This window comes from Bradyrhizobium sp. LB11.1, from assembly GCF_040549385.1.
Classification (GTDB): domain Bacteria; phylum Pseudomonadota; class Alphaproteobacteria; order Rhizobiales; family Xanthobacteraceae; genus Bradyrhizobium.
On record NZ_JBEPTH010000004.1, the window covers coordinates 78927 to 95488 of the forward strand.

The following is a 16562-nucleotide window of genomic DNA, read 5'->3' on the forward strand; positions in this document are numbered from 1 at the left end:
CGGTTTTGAACCGCCTCCATTGTGGCGACACAAATCATAGAGGAAGCTCCATTAGAAACAGTTGTACTGCAATGCATCTGCACGAATCTGTGACATTGCGCCGAATCCTGTTTTTCCTCGCTGTGCTGCTCGCCAGTCAGCCGGCCTGGGCGGAGAGCCGTGTTGCGCTCATTATCGGTAACTCCGCCTACAAAAACGCCGCACCGCTTGCCAATCCTGCCAATGACGCTGCGATCGTCGAGGAGACGCTGAAAAAAGCGGGCTTCGATGTCGTGCAGACCCGCAAGGATCTCCAGGCGACCGAAATGCGTCGGGCTCTGCGCGATTTTGCCGACGTGGCGCGCGACTCGGATGTTGCCCTTGTCTACTACGCCGGTCACGGCATTGAACTGGAGGGTACGAACTACCTGATCCCGACGGATGCGACGCTCGAGCGCGATACGGATGTGTACGACGAAGCCTTTTCGCTCGAGCGGGTGCTGCTGGCAATCGAGCCTGCACGCCAGCTGCGGCTCGTGATCCTCGACGCTTGCCGCAACAATCCTTTCGCCGACAAGATGAAGCGGACGGTCGGCTCGCGGGCCGTGAGCCGGGGCCTCGCCAGAATCGAGCCGGCGACATCGAATACACTCGTTGCCTTCGCCGCCAAGGCGGGTTCGACGGCGTCGGACGGCGGCAGCAAGAACAGCCCCTATGCCTCCGCGCTGGTGAAATATATCGGCGCTCCGGGCATGGATCTGCGCAGGGTCTTCGGCTTCGTCCGCGACGACGTGATGAAGGCCACCGGCAACAAGCAGGAGCCGTATGTGTACGGCACGCTTGGCGGTGACGATGTGCCGCTGGTACCAGGGCCCGCCAAGGAAGCGGTCGCCGCAGCGCCTCAACCAGCCGCGCCGCCGCTGCCCGCAACGCCAGCGCTTTCGGCACGTGCCGAAACTCGGCACGACTATGAACTCGCGCTGCAGATCGGCAATAAGGATGCGTTGAACTACTTCCTCGCCCAGTATCCGGACGGCTATTACGCAAATCTGGCCAAGCTGCAGCTCGCCAAGATCGATGCGGAAGACAAGCGCGTCGCCGCTGCCGAAAAGGCGCGCCAGGCCGAGCAGGAACAGGCGCGGCTTGTCAGTCAGGGTGCCCAGCAGACACAGCTGGCCAAGGCGGCCTCTGACCTGAGGGCAGCGCAGGACGCCCGTATCGAGGCGGAGAAGGCCAAAGAGACCGCTCAACAATTGGCAGCGCAAGCCGAGCAGCGGCGTCAGACTGCTGAAATTGCCGTCGCCGCGAGAATTGGTGCGCCGGCTGCGTCCGACTCGTCGCAAGAGGCCAAGCCGAATCCGGATGCAAAAGTGGCCGCGCTGCCGGCCCCACAGACGTCCGCGCCGACACCGCCACCCACTCCGCCGACGAAGGCCGAGCTTGCAAAATCGGTGCAGGCCGAGTTGCGCCGGGTTGGCTGCTTCAGCGGAGCGGCCGATGGTGACTGGGATCCCGCCTCACGGCGTTCGCTTGAATTGTTCAACAAGAACGCCGGCACCACGCTCGACGCCAAGGCCGCCAGTACTGAGGCGCTCGACGCAATCAAGCTCAAATCGGCGCGGGTTTGCCCGTTGGTTTGCGGATCCGGCCAGAAGCGCGACGGAGACCAATGCGTCAGGATCACCTGCGCTGCGGGTTACTTTCTGAATAACGACGATGAGTGCGAGAAGCAGAAGGCCCGTCAGGCGCCATCCGCAAGGGTCGCGCGCAGGAGCAGAGAACGTGAAGAGGCTCCGGCTCCGGCAAGGCCCTCGCGGCCGCCGAAGGCGGAGGCCAACTCGGGTGGTAGCGGCGGAGGTGGCGGCCCCGGCTTTATGCCGTTCTTCCTGCCCTGAAATATTTGGCAGCCTCGCGCATGTCCGTTCCGCTGAGACTTTATATCACGCCGTTTGCCGATAGAGGCGTTCTCGAGCCTGCGCAATGGGATTGCGACACGGCCAAGAAGGCGCTTGATGTCGTCAATACGATCTGGTCGAAGGCCAAGACCGCATTCGTGATCAGCGATTGCGTGATGGAAAGGCCGCTCGACATGGCAAAGAGCCGGCGCAGCAGCGACGAGGTCCTGCTGGGTGTTCTGGCGTCCCGGCATGACCCCGACAATGCGGTCCACATCTACCTCGTCAATTCTATTCCAAATCTGAATGCCGGCGGAGGCTCGTTTCCGAACGGCGCTCCCGAGCCGACGAGCTTCGTCCAGTGGTATGGCAATGACCACGCCAATGGACGCGCCTGGGCACACGAGCTTGGGCATCTGATGGAGCTCGATCATGTCGAGATCGACTATTCCAACGAGAAGCAGGCGGCGCAGCGCGTCAAGAACCTCATGGTGCCTGGATTGAGTGCGGGCAGCGATTTGACCAGCCAGCAGATCGGCACGGCCCAGGGGTCAAAGCTGGTCAAGAGATTTGGCGGTTAAGCCGCGTCCGAAGCTCCACGATGCAATTGATCCGCGCAGCGTCGTCGCTGTCTAAATCGGATAAGCGGGGCGGCCGCATTCAACGGGAAACGGGCTTGCGGGCAATCGCGCTTTTGGGGAGGCATGTATTGACTGACGTCGTCATGCGACGAATCCCCATTGCGCGAACTTGCGCACGAACGAAAAATGGACGTATCTGGTGCGGTTGTCGCGGTGCGAGCACTCAGGCCCAGCGACGGACGGCGAGCGAATTCCACACGGCATCGTGCCGGCTGATTGCGGTGGCCTGTTGAGATCAGCGTCTCAATGCACGCACATCGGAGGCAAGCAGAAGTGGTTCATGACAAGCCAGGCGGAGCATAACGTGAGTTTCTTGGAGCGTCTAAAGACAGAGGCTTCTGCTGAGTGGCGGGCCTACACTGAGCATCCCTTCACGAACGGACTGGCAGACGGCTCGCTCGCCGAAAGGGCGTTTCGTTGCTATCTCGCCCAGGATTATTTGTTCCTCGTCGAGTTCGCGCGCGCCTACGCGCTCTCGGTCTACAAATCGCCTAAGCTCGCCGACATGCGTGAAGCAGCTTCCGGCCTTTCGGCCATCCTTGATGTCGAGATGAACCTCCATGTGCGGCTCTGTGCCGGTTGGGGTCTGTCTCCGAGCGACCTTGAACAGACCTCTCCGGCGGTCGAGATGCTAGCCTATACTCGCTACGTGCTGGATGCCGGAATGCGCGGCGATCTGCTGGCGCTCAAGGTAGCGCTTGCCCCTTGCGTGATCGGGTACGCTGAGATCGCGAAGCGACTTGCTGCGCGACCCGATGCGAACGCTGCGACGAATCCCTATCGCGTATGGATCGCCGAGTACGCCGGCGCGGCATACCAAGAGGTCGCGGCGAAAGCGGGAGCGCACTTGGAGCGTCTCGCCGACCTCTACGCCACGCCGGCCCGCGAGGCAGAGTTGATTGCCATCTTCAAGGAAGCCAGCCGACTTGAGGCAGATTTCTGGGAGATGGGCTGGCGCGCGGGCCAGCGTGTCGAATAGCCATTTGATAACTGGCAGGCTCATAGCCTGAAGGCGGCCAAGTCGAAAATAATTGTATGTCGACTGGGGCACTTAGTTAGCCCGTCGGGCAAAACACCCTCCACCTCGTCAACCCCTCCTCACAAAAATATTCCACTTTATCGAAATTCGGAAATGGCGTATGTGTTGCCCATCCCGGCTCATCCTTGAGGGGCGATCTCGAGTCGTCTTGTTCGCGAGCCGGGGATGCGGTGGACGCGGCAGCGTTGGGCGCGAGAGGTGCGGGCAGGGCGGGTAGTCCCTGTGAGCCCGAAACCGCGTGTCGACGAGCGGCGCTGTTAGGCTTCGTCTCGCCAGCATTCTCTAGGCAATGTCGACAACGCCTGGAGATAATGCGGCGAACCGGCGGGCCGTGCGTACGGCAAAACCGTGTGGTCCAGGCCGTCGTTGCTACGGTCAAGCTTTCGCGGAGGTGTGGAGCGTCCAACCGGATCAACCACATCGTCAATTCGCGAAGCGAGGGAGGCCAGAAGGAACTCGGCTCCCGGGAGAGCACGGCATAAGCCGTCAAACCACTGCGCAGGGAAGGCCGAGTGATTGGCACCACCTGTATGCTGCTGTGCGGTTTTCCTGCGCTACCTTTCGCGCAGCGGACCGCGGGTGCGAGGTCAGCACCCGGCCTTCCCTGCGCCCTCTTGGTTCTGGAGGGTGGAAGATTGGGCAAAGCTCGGGCGAATTGCGCCGCGAGAATGCGAAGGTGTGTCTGCGATTCAAAAAGAGAACTGGATAAGCGGGGCTGCTGCTTCATACTCCGTCATTGCGAGGAGCCCTTGCGACGAAGCAATCCAGAGCCTCTCCGCGGAAAGACTCTGGATTGCTTCGCTGCGCTCGCAATGACGAGCGGAGAAAGTGTGCTCACGTTCGGATCACAAAACCCTTGGCGAGATGATTCCGCACGAAATAGATCATCGCAATCCCCGGCACGAGCGCAATCACCGTCATGGACATGACGAGGCCGAAATCGGTGCGGAATCCGAACAGCGCGTTGATGGCCATGGTGATCGGCTTGCCGCCGGTCGTGGTCAGGATGCGGGCCAGCACCACCTCCACCCAGGAGAAGATGAAGCAGAAGAATGCGGTGACGCCGATGCCCGGCGCAATCGCGGGAATGAGATGGCGGACAAAGAAGCTGACGAGCGAATGGCCGTCGAGAAATGCCGTCTCGTCGAATTCGCGCGGCACCGAGGCGATAAAGCCCTCCAGGATCCAGATCGAGATCGGAATATTGAAGACGCAGTGAACCAGTGCGATGCCGACCGGATTGTTCTCGAGGCCTATTTGCGCGAACAGCACGAAGATCGGCAGCGACAGCACGACGGTCGGGGTGATGCGGAGCACCAGCAGCACGAAGAACAGCTGACGATCGCCGACGAAACTATAGCGTGCGAACGCGTAAGCCGCCGGCAATCCGACGCCGAGACACAGCGCAACGTTCAACACGACATAGATGATGGAGTTGAGGATCGATTGCTTCAGGACCGGCGAATGCAGGATGTTCTGGTAGTTGACGAGGCTGAAATGCCCTTCCGCAATCCCGGTGCGCGGCAGCGTCGAGACGAAGCTGGTGATGATCGTCTGCGCCAGCGGCACCATGATGAAGGCGCTGACCAATGCAAACAGGGCGATCCGCCCGCCGGATGACAGCGACCTCACACGACCGGCTCCATCGCGACGGGCGCGCGCGTGCTCGTGACAGCCTTGAAGGTCCATGCGACCGTCATGACGATCAGGAAATAGACGATCGAGCGGGCGGCGGACGGGCCGTAGTTGAACGACTGGATTTCCTCGCCGAGGTCGAGGCTGAGAAAGGCGGTGGCGCTATCGGGGCCGCCGGCATTGATGCGGAAGGCCTCGATATAGATCATGAAGCTGTCCATGAAACGAAGCAGAACGGCCATCGACAGCACCGTTTTCATTTTCGGCAGCTGAATGAAGCGAAACACCTGCCATGGCGAGGCGGCGTCGATCGCTGCGGCCTGATAGTAGGCGGGCGGAATGCTGGAGATGCCGGCATAGGCGAGCACGACGACCAGCCCGAGCCAATGCCAGGTGTCCATCACCACCAGCACGATCCAGGTGTGCAGGGCATTGAACTTGTAGTCGAAGCCGACACCCAGCCATCCCAGCATGCGGCCGGCGAGGCCTGCACTGGGATTGATAAAGTTGAGCCAGATTACCGGAATCATGTTCCAGGGCACCACGAGCGGCACGGTGATCAGAACAAGGACGGTGCTGACGACGAAGCGATGCGATCGTTGCAGCAGCAGCGCGATCCAGATGCCGAGCGGCAACTGGATCGACAGCACGATGGCCGAGAACAGGAAGCTTCGCGCGAGACTCGCGTAGAATCGCTCTGAGGTGACGATGTTCCGGTACCAGTCGAGGCCGACCCAATAGGGATTGCTCAGGCTGAACAGGTCCTGGAAGGAATAATTGGTGACGGCGACCAGCGGGAGGATTCCGACGAAGGTCACGATGACCAGCGCAGGAAGGACCAGGAACCAGGCTCTGTTGTCGGTGGGCTTCATCTCGAACGATTGCAACGGGGACAGTCCGGGCACGAAAAAAGGCCTCGATTGACACCGAGGCCTTCCCAGCATTCCGGATCAACGCTCAAATAGCCCGTCAATTGGGTCAAGTCCAAGAGACGGCAGCGCAGCCCAGTTCCGCGCGGCGATCATGTGTCGTTACGCGTCGCCGCGGGTGGGTAGCGCGGGCCGCGTTCGTCGTCCGGCTTGCTCTCCGGGCCGTCCTCCGATTCTGGGATCAGCAACACCGGCTCGTCATAGCCTTTGCGGCTGCTGTAGAACACCAGCGCCATCAGGCCGGCGCCGACGATCAACGAGAACACGACGCCGAACACCAGCGCGATATAGCCCGATGCCGGCACGCTGGTTTCGGTGCTGGTCCAGCCGAGATAGCCGAGAATGCAGGCGGCGGCGAGAAGTGCGCACAGCACCGCGATGACGACCCATCTGGTGAGCTTGCCGTCTCCGGCACTGGATGGCTGATTATCGGTGCTGGTCATGGGCCTCTCCTCGATCGTGCGCGTCGCGCTATGGCATGGTGGCCTTGGTCGCGATCGCATGCAACGCTCCCGTCAGAGCAGCGACGACGGCCTTGCCCGGCTCGCCGATGCCGTGACGGCCCGCGAGATAGGCCGGATCATTGTAGGACAGCCAGGTCGCGCCCTGGTCGTCTTGCCAGACCAGGGCCTTCAGCGGCAGGTCGATGCCGGCAGTCTGCGCCTGCTGCATCAGGGGCGTGCCGCCCTTGGCGTTGCCGAAGATGAGGAGATCAGTCGGCCGCAGCTTCATGTCGACGGCGGCCGCACCCGCGGCGTGATCGACATGGGCAAACACCGTGAGGCCCTTGGCCTTCACCTCGGCCTCGAGCCGCTGCATCGTGTCCGCAGGTCCAAAATTGCTCTTGATGGTGATGAGTCCGTCCGCGGCCATTGCGTGTGCCTCCCATGAACATATCGCTGCAACCAGAGCGATGATCTTGACCAGTGCCGGAAGCCTCATGATCGCGCGCTCAGTGTTTGCCAAACAGCTTCGCCGGATCGAATTCAGGCTCCGGAATGAAGCCGTCGCGATTGGGCATCTTGATCTTCGGCAAGGAGTCCTTGTCGACCTTGCCGTCCGCCGCGACGATGCCGTTGAGGCTCAGGATGTAGGCGGTGACGGCGTAGGTCTCGTCGGTGCTGAGCGAACCCGGCGTCGGATAGGGCATCGCGCGATGGATATAGTCGAACAGCGTCGTCGCATAGGGCCAGAAGCTGCCGACGGTCTTGACCGGCATGTTGGAGGCGAGCGTGCCCTGTCCGCCGGCGAGACGATCCTTGATGCCGCCCTGGCCGTTCTCACCATGACAGGCCGAGCAATAGTCCGAAAACACCTGCTTGCCCTGCGCCACCGTGCCGCTGCCATCGGGCAGGCCCTTGCCATCAGGTCCGACGTCGATGTCCCATAGCTTGATCTCCTCAGGCGTCGCCGGCCGTCCGAAATCGAAGGCAAACGCAGGGGAAGCGAGCACGCCCAGCGCGAGCACGCCTGCGAGAAGAGGCTTGTTATGCGAGGACATTGCGGACCCTCCCGGCCTCGTCGATGCTCCAGGTCTGCTGGGCGTTGTAGTGAAACAGCGCGTTGGTCCCCATCGCGGCGATGAAGGATCGCCGGTCCGGCTGAACATTGCCCTGGTCGTCGGTCGAGCGGCTCACGATCTTGGTCGGCTTGCCGTCCCAGACCCAATCCATCTGGAAACGCACCTGGGCCTTGGACAGCACCGGCTGGCTCAATTGCGCATGCATCCAGGTCTTCGCGCCGTCGGTCGAAATCTCGACCCCGGCGATTTTGCCATGGCCGCTCCAGGCGAGACCGGAGATCCGGTTGTAGCCCGGCTGGATCTGCATCATGCCGGAGGGCTGGGTGATCACGGAGTTGGTGTCCATCCGCAACTGGAACTGACGTGCCTTGCCGTTGGCGAGCAGCTGGGTGTAGCGCGCCGTCTCCCAGCGCGTCATCCAGGGCGCGTTGCCGAATTTGAGGCGGCGCAGCCATTTGATGTTGAGATTGCCTTCGAAGCCCGGCATCACCAGCCGCATCGGAAAACCATGCGCGGGCCGCAACGGTTCGCCGTTTTGGCCATAGGCCACGAAGGCCTCGTTCACGATCTCGTCGGTGAGGGGAATGCTGCGGTCGACGCCGGCGCCGTCGCCGCCTTCGGCCAGCATCCAGGTCGAGCCCTTGTCCTTGGCGACGAGGTCGATCAGGAATTTGAGCGGCACGCCGGTCCATTCATTGGTGCTGACCGAGCCATGCGTGTTCTGCACCGTGATATCGGGATCGGCCTTTTTCCAGTTCTCCCAGCCATTGCCGGTGCACTCGATAAAGACCACGCGCGACACCGATGGCATCCGCTTGAGATCGTCGACGCTGAAAACAAGCGGCTTCGAGACCATGCCGTGGATGAGCAACCGGTGTTGTGCGGGATCGATATCGGGCACGCCGGAATGGCTGCGTTCGTAATGCAGGTCGGTTGGCGTGATGTTGCCGACCAGCTTCTGATGCGGTGTCTTGGAATTGATGGCATCGCCGGGGTCGATGTTGCGCTTGCCGGGTGTGGATTCCGGAATGCGATCGATCTTGGCGAAACGGGATCGTTCGCTGTGAGCGCTCAGATCAGCGCCGGGGCCGCGATCGGGGACGTCAGCCAGCGATTCCGCATTCGCCGCCTCGGTCGCGGCCACGCCCAAAATGCCCGCCGACAGGCCTCCCACGAAGCCACGGCGCGACATATTCGCAGGCCATGGCAATACATCAACTGGCGATTTGGATGTCATGCGATCCCCCGCTGGTAATCGTGTTGTCTGAAAACCTTGGTCGCCTTCATGTCGTGACATTTAGCGAACGCTGCGAAGATTGCTCGTTAGGTTGTGTTAGAAGGAATGAGCGTCAGCCAAAGCGTTCGTTCACGCGTCCCTGAAGGCTTCATGCGCGCGGGTCGAGTAGACCAGTGCGGCGCCGGCGTTGACCGAGATCGCGGTGCCGAGCGCCTCGGCAAGCTCGCCTTCGGTCGCGCCGTGCTTCTTCGCTTCGGCGGCATGGACAGTGATACAGCCGTCGCAACGCAGGCTGATGGCGACCGCGAGCGCGATCAGCTCGCGTGTCTTGGCATCAAGGTGTGCCGTCTTGGCGCCGGCGCCGCTCAGGGTCGCATAGCCCTTGATCGTGTCGGGCGACAGCTTTCCGATTTCGCCGACGCCGGCGACAACCTGGCGGCGGTAGTTGTTCCAGTCAAGCATTGCCATGTTAACCTCCATTGGCGTCTCGCGCTGTAATGTGTCTGCGCCTGCCGATCCGGGAAATGGCCGGGCGGCTCGACGTCATGTCCGGGCGGATCAAGGGGTGCCAAATGTCGGAGGCTGATGCAGCCGAACTGTTGAATGCGATGGTGCCGCTGTTCAGGATCCGCCCCGTGATCGACGATTCCTGCCGATTTGGCGGCAGCTGGGAGTCGCTGCACGCACCGAACGGCAGGGGATGGGCGCAATTCCACATGGTGACGCGCGGCTCCTGCGTGGTCGAGCGGCCGGGCCTGAGCGCGCAAAGGCTGGAGGCCGGCGACATTCTCTTGCTGCCGCACGGAGACAGTCACATGGTGCGAAGCGAGGTGGAGGGTGTTGCGCGAAAAGTCTCGACCGATGTCCGAAACGGCGTCCGCCGGCGCGCGACGATCGATGCTGCGGTCGATACCGAGCTCCTCTGCGGCCGCTTCCTGTTCGAGACCTCGGATGAAAACCCGCTGATCGCAGCCCTTCCCGACGAGATCATCCTGCGCACCGCGGGAGAGCCGCTGCTGGAAAGATTTCGGCGCCTGTTGCTCGACATCCGCGAAGAGCTGGACGCGGCGCGAGTTGGGTCCGAGATGGTCGCTGCCGATCTCGCGAGGGCCCTGTTCGTCATGATGCTTCGCGACCATCTGACGGACCAGGCTTCCGGAAATGGGACGCTCTCGCTCTTGCAGGACCGCGCGACGGCCCGTGTCGTACTGGCGATCCTTGGCGATCTCGCCCGCGACTGGACACTCGACGAGATGGCTGCGGTCGCAATCGCCTCGCGGGCGACGTTGGTGCGCGCCTTTCAGAAGCGCGCAGGAATCGCTCCGATGACGTTCCTGTCCGATCTGAGATTGGCGGTCGCGCGCAAACGGCTGGCTGGTACGTCCGATCCGATCGCGAAGATCGCCGATGAGGTCGGGTACGCGTCTGAAAGTGCCCTCAGCAAAGCCATCATGCGCAAATATGGCATGCGCCCCGGTGCGCTGAGACTAGCGGTACCGGATTCGTAGGATGGGTAGAGCACTTGCGAAACCCATCATGCTTCATCATCGCGAGAGCGCGATGGGTTTCGCTTCGCTCTATCCATCCTACGTGCTCCGATACCAGCTCGCCACATTCCACGTCGTGACATCCCAGCCAGAGATGTCGACCATCAGGTTGTTGACGCTGCCGCCGACGATGTTGCGCGACAGCAGCGGCACCAGGATGTTGGCCTCGCAGAATATCTCGTTGACCTTGATCAGCAGCGCGGCGCGCTTGACCGGATCCAGCTCACCCTGCGCGGCCTTATAGGCCTTGTCGGCCTCCGGATCGGACCAGCGCGAGATGTTGCGTCCCAGCCATTTGTTGTCCTTGGTCGCGATCTCCCACGACACGCACTGGTTCAGGAATCGCTCCGGATCGGGCTGCGGCTGCGTCGTGTTATACATCTCCATATCGGCGTAGAGTTTGGAGTAGGTGTCGAGGTTGCCGACATCGGACGAAAAGAACACCGATGCGACGACGGCTTTGATTTCGATCTCGATGCCGGCCTTCTGGCAGGCCTGCTTGATGATGGCCTGCGTCTTCTGCCGTGGTGCGTTGATCGAGGTCTGGAACACGTATTTGAGCTTCTTTCCGTCCTTCTCGCGGATGCCGTCCGCGCCCGGCTTCCAGCCGGCTTCGTCCAGAATCTTGACCGCCTTATCGATATCGAATGCGTAGTTCAGCTTACTCGATTTGAACTGCGCGGGCTGGTTGACGAAGCTTGCGGTCGCAACGCCGCCGCGGCCGTAGATGAATTTCTGAATGCCGTCGCGGTCGATCAGCAGGTTGAACGCGCGGCGCACGGCCGGATCGGACAGCGTCGGATGCTTGGTCTTGGCATTGGACCGCTCGCCATCGACCTCGGTCCACGGGTCCGTCGTGTTGAGGATGATGAACTCGACATTGCCGGAGAGCGTGACGTCGACCTTGCCCTTGCCGCTGGCCTCCATGCGTTTGAGGACCTCGTCCTCCACCTGCAGATTCCAGGCATAGTCGTATTCGCCGGTCTGCAGCACCGCACGCGCCGCCGAGACGGCGTCGCCGCCGCCCTTGACCTCGAGCGTATCGAAATAGGGCTGGTTCTTGACGTGATAGTCGGGATTGCGCTCGGCCCGGATCATGTCGCCCGGCTTGAACTCGATGAATTTGTACGGGCCGGTGCCCACCGGCTTCAGATTGCCCGGCGCCTCGCGCGACCTTGCGCCGGCATAGTCGCCAAAATGATGCTTTGGCAGGATCTGCCCGACCGAACCGACGAAGGGGTCGGCCCAGAACGGGGTCGGCGCCTTGAAGATCACCTTGACGGTGTGGTCGTCGATCTTCTCGACCCTGATATCCTTGTAGGATCCCGTGGTGTAGGCGGCCGTGGCGAGATCGGCGGCGTAGCTCCAGGTGAAGACCACGTCGTCGGCGGTGAACGGCTTGCCATCATGCCATTTGACGCCCTGCTTTAGTTTCCAGATCACGCTGGTGCCATCCGCCGCGATGCCGCCGTTCTGCTTGGTCGGCACCTCGGCGGCAAGGCATGGGATAAGGTTGCCGTCCGCGTCCCAACCGGCGAGCGGCTCGAAGAAGATGCGCGAGGCAATCTGATCCTTGGTGCCGATCGCGAAATGTGGATTAAGTAGCGTCGGGGCCTGCCATAGCAGGATCTTGAGCGGACCGCCGCCGCCAGCCTTGGTCGGCTTGTACTGCAGCGTTGCGTCCGCCATCGCCACGTCGTTCCAGAGCAGCATCTGGACCGCGACCGGTGCGGTGATTCCGACCGCGGCCATTGTCCGGACGAACGAGCGTCGCGACAGTGTGCCTTGCTTCACATCCACGATTGCCTTGTAAATATCGTTCTCGTTCATCGGATGACCTCCACCACGAAAAGTCGTCACTGGCCCTGACCCATCATGTTTGATCATGGACGAGGGGACAATGCCGGGAGAGGAGGAACAACCTGCGACGAAATGGCGAGCGCGCGTACTGCAAAGCGGCATGCCCATGGTGACCAGGATTTCGCGGTGATGGGCAGCTTCTGCCGGGGCACATTTGCCGGCGTAACCGAGTTACCGACCGGCTTTCTCGATAAGTCATTGATAGCAATGATGCTCTCGGCTGGCACGCTCATTGCTTGCGGAACGTGCGTTCGCAATGACAGTGGAGTTTCGCGTATGAGCGGCGGCAGCATGAGCAGCATCAGTGGTGGAAGCGCGACGAGTTCGTCGTCAGCCACCGGCCAATCGAAATCGGCGGATGGTTCGCAAGGAGACGGCTCGACCTTCGCTTCGCTGATGCATGACGGCACGCCCTACGACGAGGTCAAGGTCAACCTGCCGAACGGCATGTCGGTCGGCATCGTTCACTTCGGTGGCGGCGGCTTCGACAGCAGTGCGCTCAAATCCATCGAGGATTTCGTGCAGAGGATGGCGAGCCAGCAAACGGCCGGAGGGACGTCTGAAACGTCGACCTCCAATACCGATCCATCGCAGAACAACGACACCCCCGACACGATCGGTCTCGACAAGATTCATGTCGACCTCCCGAACGGACTCTCGTTCGACGTGATTCATTCCTCTGGCAATCAGGCATCGGACAGCGCTGCCGTGATGAAGGAGCTCACCGAAGCCGCCGAGGAACTCACCGAGTCCCTCGCGCAGTATTCACCAGCATCGATGGCCACGTCCGCTTATGCCGCGCAACAGGCGGCGTCATCCGATCGCACGAGCCAGGTCGACGCCCGGAGCTGAGCTCGGCGCGCCGGTTGAGGGAAACGCACCGCAGGCCGCCGTGCGATCTGCGGGATGCGGCCATGCGCGCGGTTCCACACGTCGGTAATCCGTTGCCCTGCACGCGCGTGCCTCACTATATTGGCTCCATGATTGCGACCGGGGCCGCCTGCACGGCGCGTCCTGCGATGAGGGCCACGCGATGGATGATACGATTGGATTCCCCGACCCCGGCCTCGATTTGTCAGATGGCTTCAAGCCGCACACCTCGCATTGGGGCGTGTTTTCCGCACGCAGCGGCGAGGCCGGACTGGAGGTGAGGGCCTATGCGGGTGATCCGGATCCGAACGGCATCATCGACAATTTTCCGGGCGCCTTGCGCCATCAGGCGCGCATTGCTCAGCCCGCCATCCGCCGCGGCTGGCTCGAGCGTGGGCCTTGCCCCGATAGCAGGCGCGGCCGCGACGAGTTCGTCACCGTCAGTTGGGAGAAGGCGCTCGACCTGCTCGGCGACGAGCTGGCGCGCATTCGCGATACGCGCGGCCCCGGCGCCGTGTTCGGCGGCTCTTATGGCTGGTCGAGCGCGGGCCGCCTCCATCACGCGCAGAGCCAGGTGCATCGCTTCCTCAACATCGCGATGGGCGGCTATGTCCGCTCGGTGAATTCCTATTCCTCGGGCGCATCCTCGGTGCTGCTCCCGCAGATCATGGCGGGCTACGAGGATATCACCAAGCGCAATGTCACCTGGGAGCAGATCGCGGCCGAGACCGAGATCGTGCTCGCGTTCGGCGGCATGGCGCTGAAGAACTCGATGGTGGCCGGCGGCTCGATCAGCAAGCATGTCGAGCGCGGCGCGATGGAAGCGGCTCGAAAGCGCGGCTGCGAGTTCATCTTGATGAGCCCGCTGCGCGACGACCTACCTGTCGAAGCCGGCGCGGAATGGATGACATGCATCCCCGGTACCGACACCGCGCTGATGCTCGGGATCGTCCACACGTTGGTCGCGGAAGACCTGCACGACCAGGCCTTCCTCGACCGCTACACCGAGGGATGGCCGATGTTCCTGCGCTATCTCACCGGGGAGAGCGACGGACAGGCCAAGGACGCTGCATGGGCCGCCGCGATCTGCGGCGTCGATGCGAATACGATCCGCAAGCTGGCACGGCGCCTGGCCGGCAAGCGCGCGCTCATCACCGTCTCGCATTCGCTGCAGCGCGCCGAACATGGCGAGCAGCCGGTATGGATGGGCATGGTGCTGGCGGCGGCGCTTGGCCAGATCGGTCTTCCCGGCGGCGGCTACGCCTATTCGTTGGGCGCGATCGGCTATTACGGCCGCCGCGTCAACGACGTGCCGGGGCCGACGCTCGGGCAGGGCCGTAACGGCGTCCGTGATTTCATTCCGGTGGCGCGCATTGCCGATATGCTGCTCAATCCCGGTAGCACCTATCGCTACAATGGCGAGACGCGCATCTATCCGGACATCCGCCTGGTCTATTGGGCCGGCGGCAATCCGTTCCACCATCACCAGGACATCAATCGCCTGCGCAAGGCATTCGCGAAAGTCGATACGCTCGTCGTGCACGAGCTCGCCTGGACTGCGACCGCGCGCCACGCCGACATCGTGCTGCCCTCGACCATGACGCTCGAGCGCGAGGATATCGGCTATTCCACCAACGATCCGCTGATGGTTGCGATGCACCGGATCGCCGAGCCGTTTGGGCTCGCGCGCGACGACTACGATATCTTCGCTGACCTCGCCGATCGCCTGGGCGCCCGCGAGCCCTTCACCGAGGGTCGCACCTCGCGAGAGTGGCTGGAGCATCTCTACGAGCCGACCCGCGCCTCACTCGCCAAGCGCGGCCTCGAAGCCCCGAGCTTCGAGGAATTCTGGCAGCGCGGCAGCCTCGTCGTGCCGCAACAGCCCGACGACGGCGGCAGGCTGCGCAGCTTCCGCGACGATCCGGTCGCGCACGCTCTGCCGACGCCGAGCGGGCGCATCGAGATTTACTCCGCGAAGATTGCGGGCCATGGTGATGCGGATTGCCCGGGTCATCCGGTCTGGCTCGAGAAGAGCGATATGCCCAGGCCCGGAGCGCCGTGCTTCCTTGTCGCCAACCAGCCGGTGACGCGCCTGCACAGCCAGCTCGACTTCGGTGGGCACTCGCTCGCAGCAAAACATCGCGGCCGCGAGGTCGCGCGCATGAATCCGCGCGACGCCGATGCCCGCAGCATCGCGGATGGCGACATCATCCGCCTGTTTAACGAACGCGGCGCATGCTTGGCCGCGGTGCATGTTACCGACGGCGTCGCGCCAGGTGTCGTGCAACTACCAACCGGCGCCTGGTACGACCCGATGGACCCGGAAGACGAGGCACCGCTCTGCGTTCACGGCAATCCGAACGTGCTCACCCGCGACATCGGCACCTCATCCTTCGCGCAAGGCTGCACCGGCCAGCTGACGGTGGTGGAGGTGGAGAAGTTCACCGGCAATCTGCCGCCGATCCGGGCGTTCGATCCGGTGTAGCCGACGCAAGTCATTGTCGTCTACCCGCGCGCGATCCGCGTCATCTCCGCGCGATACCAGTCGCCGATCTCGCTCGCGGTCATCAACGCGACGCCATCGTGCCCGATGACATAGTCGAGCAGCTGTTCGAGATATTTGATCCGGTGCGGAACGCCTGTGATGTAGGGATGGATCGAGATCGCCATCACCCGCGCATTGTCGGCGCCTTCGAGATAGAGCCGGTCGAACTGATCGATGCCACGCTTCAGAAACTGGTCGGACGGCAAATGCTGGAGCGCGTGGACGACGATGTCATTGGTCTCGACCGTATAGGGGATCGTCGTGATCATGCCGTGCGGCGTCGCGATGTCCTGTGGCAGATCGTCGATCACCCAATCCGCGACATATTCGATGCCGTTGAGGCGCAGCAGGTCGAGCGTGTCCTCGGTCTCGGTCAGGCCTGGGCTCTCCCACGAGCGTGGCGCGCGCCCGGTGAAGTTTGCAATGGTCTCAACCGCGCGCTTGATCTCATCGGCCTGGTCGGGAAGGCGGTGCATCGGTCCCTGCATGAAGCCGTGGCCCATGAATTCGAACCCGGCCTCGCGCGCGGCGGAGGCAACGCGCGGATAAGCGTTGCAGACATCGGCATTGGCAGCCAGCGTGACCTTCATGTTGCGATCCGTCAGCGCCTTGAACTGGCGCCAGAAGCCGGCCCGCATGCCGTATTCGTGCCAGGACCAGTTCGGCACGTCGGGCAGCAGCGGCTGTCCCATCGGTGGACTCAACACGACGCGCGGCATCGCGTTCTCGATCCGCCATTCCTCGACATTGAGGATCACCCAAACCGCGAGGCGCTTGCCGTTCGGCAGCGTCAGCTTCGGTCGGTCGATCAGAGCCTGATAGGGAATGCGGTCACTGAGGGCCATCGCGAGCCTCCTGTCGGC

At 62.5% G+C, this 16562-nt stretch carries 15 protein-coding genes; 6 read left to right on the forward strand and 9 right to left on the reverse strand.

Annotated features, from left to right (window positions below; all coding sequences use genetic code 11):
• Nucleotides 1–71 precede the first annotated feature (71 nt).
• From ABIA96_RS11690 to tenA, 3 genes are all read left to right on the forward strand, one after another.
• Nucleotides 72–1874, forward strand: coding sequence for a caspase family protein (locus ABIA96_RS11690; RefSeq protein WP_354137665.1), 1803 nt, complete (start codon nucleotides 72–74; stop codon nucleotides 1872–1874).
• 20 nt (nucleotides 1875–1894) lie between these two features.
• Entirely contained in the window at nucleotides 1895–2455 is a 561-nt protein-coding gene (locus ABIA96_RS11695) for a hypothetical protein (RefSeq protein WP_354137205.1), read from the forward strand.
• A 364-nt stretch (nucleotides 2456–2819) separates the two neighbouring features.
• Nucleotides 2820–3494: a thiaminase II gene (gene tenA / locus ABIA96_RS11700; RefSeq protein WP_354137666.1), complete on the forward strand. Its 675-nt coding sequence runs from the start codon at nucleotides 2820–2822 to the stop codon at nucleotides 3492–3494.
• An 894-nt stretch (nucleotides 3495–4388) separates the two neighbouring features.
• Here tenA and ABIA96_RS11705 read toward each other — a convergent pair.
• The 7 genes from ABIA96_RS11705 to ABIA96_RS11735 all read right to left on the reverse strand — a co-directional run bounded on the left by ABIA96_RS11705 (nucleotide 4389) and on the right by ABIA96_RS11735 (nucleotide 9345).
• Entirely contained in the window at nucleotides 4389–5186 is a 798-nt protein-coding gene (locus ABIA96_RS11705) for a carbohydrate ABC transporter permease (RefSeq protein WP_354137206.1), read from the reverse strand.
• Nucleotides 5183–6061 (reverse strand): carbohydrate ABC transporter permease, encoded by an 879-nt coding sequence (locus tag ABIA96_RS11710; protein ID WP_354137667.1) that lies wholly within the window; start codon nucleotides 6059–6061, stop codon nucleotides 5183–5185. The genes ABIA96_RS11705 and ABIA96_RS11710 overlap by 4 nt, the downstream gene beginning before the upstream one ends.
• A gap of 149 nt (nucleotides 6062–6210) precedes the next feature.
• Nucleotides 6211–6561 (reverse strand): hypothetical protein, encoded by a 351-nt coding sequence (locus tag ABIA96_RS11715; RefSeq protein WP_354137207.1) that lies wholly within the window; start codon nucleotides 6559–6561, stop codon nucleotides 6211–6213.
• A gap of 28 nt (nucleotides 6562–6589) precedes the next feature.
• Nucleotides 6590–7060: a DUF302 domain-containing protein gene (locus tag ABIA96_RS11720; RefSeq protein WP_354137208.1), complete on the reverse strand. Its 471-nt coding sequence runs from the start codon at nucleotides 7058–7060 to the stop codon at nucleotides 6590–6592.
• A gap of 10 nt (nucleotides 7061–7070) precedes the next feature.
• Nucleotides 7071–7619: a c-type cytochrome gene (locus tag ABIA96_RS11725; protein ID WP_354137209.1), complete on the reverse strand. Its 549-nt coding sequence runs from the start codon at nucleotides 7617–7619 to the stop codon at nucleotides 7071–7073.
• Nucleotides 7606–8832: a sulfite dehydrogenase gene (soxC, locus tag ABIA96_RS11730; protein ID WP_354137210.1), complete on the reverse strand. Its 1227-nt coding sequence runs from the start codon at nucleotides 8830–8832 to the stop codon at nucleotides 7606–7608. Before soxC ends, ABIA96_RS11725 begins: the two co-directional genes overlap by 14 nt.
• A 174-nt stretch (nucleotides 8833–9006) precedes the next feature.
• The gene (locus ABIA96_RS11735) at nucleotides 9007–9345 is read right to left on the reverse strand and encodes a carboxymuconolactone decarboxylase family protein (RefSeq protein WP_354137211.1); all 339 of its coding nucleotides are present in this window, start codon (nucleotides 9343–9345) and stop codon (nucleotides 9007–9009) included.
• A gap of 104 nt (nucleotides 9346–9449) precedes the next feature.
• Between ABIA96_RS11735 and ABIA96_RS11740 the strand changes: the two genes are divergently transcribed.
• Nucleotides 9450–10385, forward strand: a complete 936-nt coding sequence (locus ABIA96_RS11740) for an AraC family transcriptional regulator (protein WP_354137212.1) — start codon at nucleotides 9450–9452, stop codon at nucleotides 10383–10385.
• 78 nt (nucleotides 10386–10463) lie between these two features.
• On the opposite strand, the gene ABIA96_RS11745 is transcribed toward ABIA96_RS11740, so the two are convergent.
• Entirely contained in the window at nucleotides 10464–12254 is a 1791-nt protein-coding gene (locus ABIA96_RS11745; protein WP_354137213.1) for a peptide ABC transporter substrate-binding protein, read from the reverse strand.
• A gap of 102 nt (nucleotides 12255–12356) precedes the next feature.
• Between ABIA96_RS11745 and ABIA96_RS11750 the strand changes: the two genes are divergently transcribed.
• Both ABIA96_RS11750 and ABIA96_RS11755 read left to right on the forward strand, forming a co-directional pair.
• Nucleotides 12357–13136 (forward strand): hypothetical protein, encoded by a 780-nt coding sequence (locus ABIA96_RS11750; RefSeq protein WP_354137214.1) that lies wholly within the window; start codon nucleotides 12357–12359, stop codon nucleotides 13134–13136.
• A gap of 181 nt (nucleotides 13137–13317) precedes the next feature.
• A complete protein-coding gene (locus ABIA96_RS11755; RefSeq protein WP_354137215.1) occupies nucleotides 13318–15639 on the forward strand; it encodes a molybdopterin guanine dinucleotide-containing S/N-oxide reductase in 2322 nt (773 codons plus the stop codon).
• A 20-nt stretch (nucleotides 15640–15659) separates the two neighbouring features.
• Here the strand turns inward: ABIA96_RS11755 and ABIA96_RS11760 are convergent, their stop codons facing one another.
• On the reverse strand, nucleotides 15660–16544 hold the full coding sequence (locus tag ABIA96_RS11760; RefSeq protein ID WP_354137216.1) for a polysaccharide deacetylase family protein: 885 nt from the start codon (nucleotides 16542–16544) through the stop codon (nucleotides 15660–15662).
• Between the last annotated feature and the right edge of the window lie 18 nt (nucleotides 16545–16562).

What these genes read in the sequence shown, in the direction of transcription:
- ABIA96_RS11690 (WP_354137665.1), top strand. Translation starts at nt 72, where the DNA reads ATGCATCTGCACGAATCTGTGACATTGCGCCGAATCCTGTTTTTCCTC.
- ABIA96_RS11695 (WP_354137205.1), top strand. Translation starts at nt 1,895, where the DNA reads ATGTCCGTTCCGCTGAGACTTTATATCACGCCGTTTGCCGATAGAGGC.
- ABIA96_RS11710 (WP_354137667.1), bottom strand. Translation starts at nt 6,061, where the DNA reads ATGAAGCCCACCGACAACAGAGCCTGGTTCCTGGTCCTTCCTGCGCTG.
- ABIA96_RS11715 (WP_354137207.1), bottom strand. Translation starts at nt 6,561, where the DNA reads ATGACCAGCACCGATAATCAGCCATCCAGTGCCGGAGACGGCAAGCTC.
- ABIA96_RS11720 (WP_354137208.1), bottom strand. Translation starts at nt 7,060, where the DNA reads ATGAGGCTTCCGGCACTGGTCAAGATCATCGCTCTGGTTGCAGCGATA.
- ABIA96_RS11725 (WP_354137209.1), bottom strand. Translation starts at nt 7,619, where the DNA reads ATGTCCTCGCATAACAAGCCTCTTCTCGCAGGCGTGCTCGCGCTGGGC.
- soxC (WP_354137210.1), bottom strand. Translation starts at nt 8,832, where the DNA reads ATGTCGCGCCGTGGCTTCGTGGGAGGCCTGTCGGCGGGCATTTTGGGC.
- ABIA96_RS11735 (WP_354137211.1), bottom strand. Translation starts at nt 9,345, where the DNA reads ATGGCAATGCTTGACTGGAACAACTACCGCCGCCAGGTTGTCGCCGGC.
- ABIA96_RS11740 (WP_354137212.1), top strand. Translation starts at nt 9,450, where the DNA reads ATGTCGGAGGCTGATGCAGCCGAACTGTTGAATGCGATGGTGCCGCTG.
- ABIA96_RS11745 (WP_354137213.1), bottom strand. Translation starts at nt 12,254, where the DNA reads ATGAACGAGAACGATATTTACAAGGCAATCGTGGATGTGAAGCAAGGC.
- ABIA96_RS11750 (WP_354137214.1), top strand. Translation starts at nt 12,357, where the DNA reads ATGGCGAGCGCGCGTACTGCAAAGCGGCATGCCCATGGTGACCAGGAT.
- ABIA96_RS11755 (WP_354137215.1), top strand. Translation starts at nt 13,318, where the DNA reads ATGGATGATACGATTGGATTCCCCGACCCCGGCCTCGATTTGTCAGAT.
- ABIA96_RS11760 (WP_354137216.1), bottom strand. Translation starts at nt 16,544, where the DNA reads ATGGCCCTCAGTGACCGCATTCCCTATCAGGCTCTGATCGACCGACCG.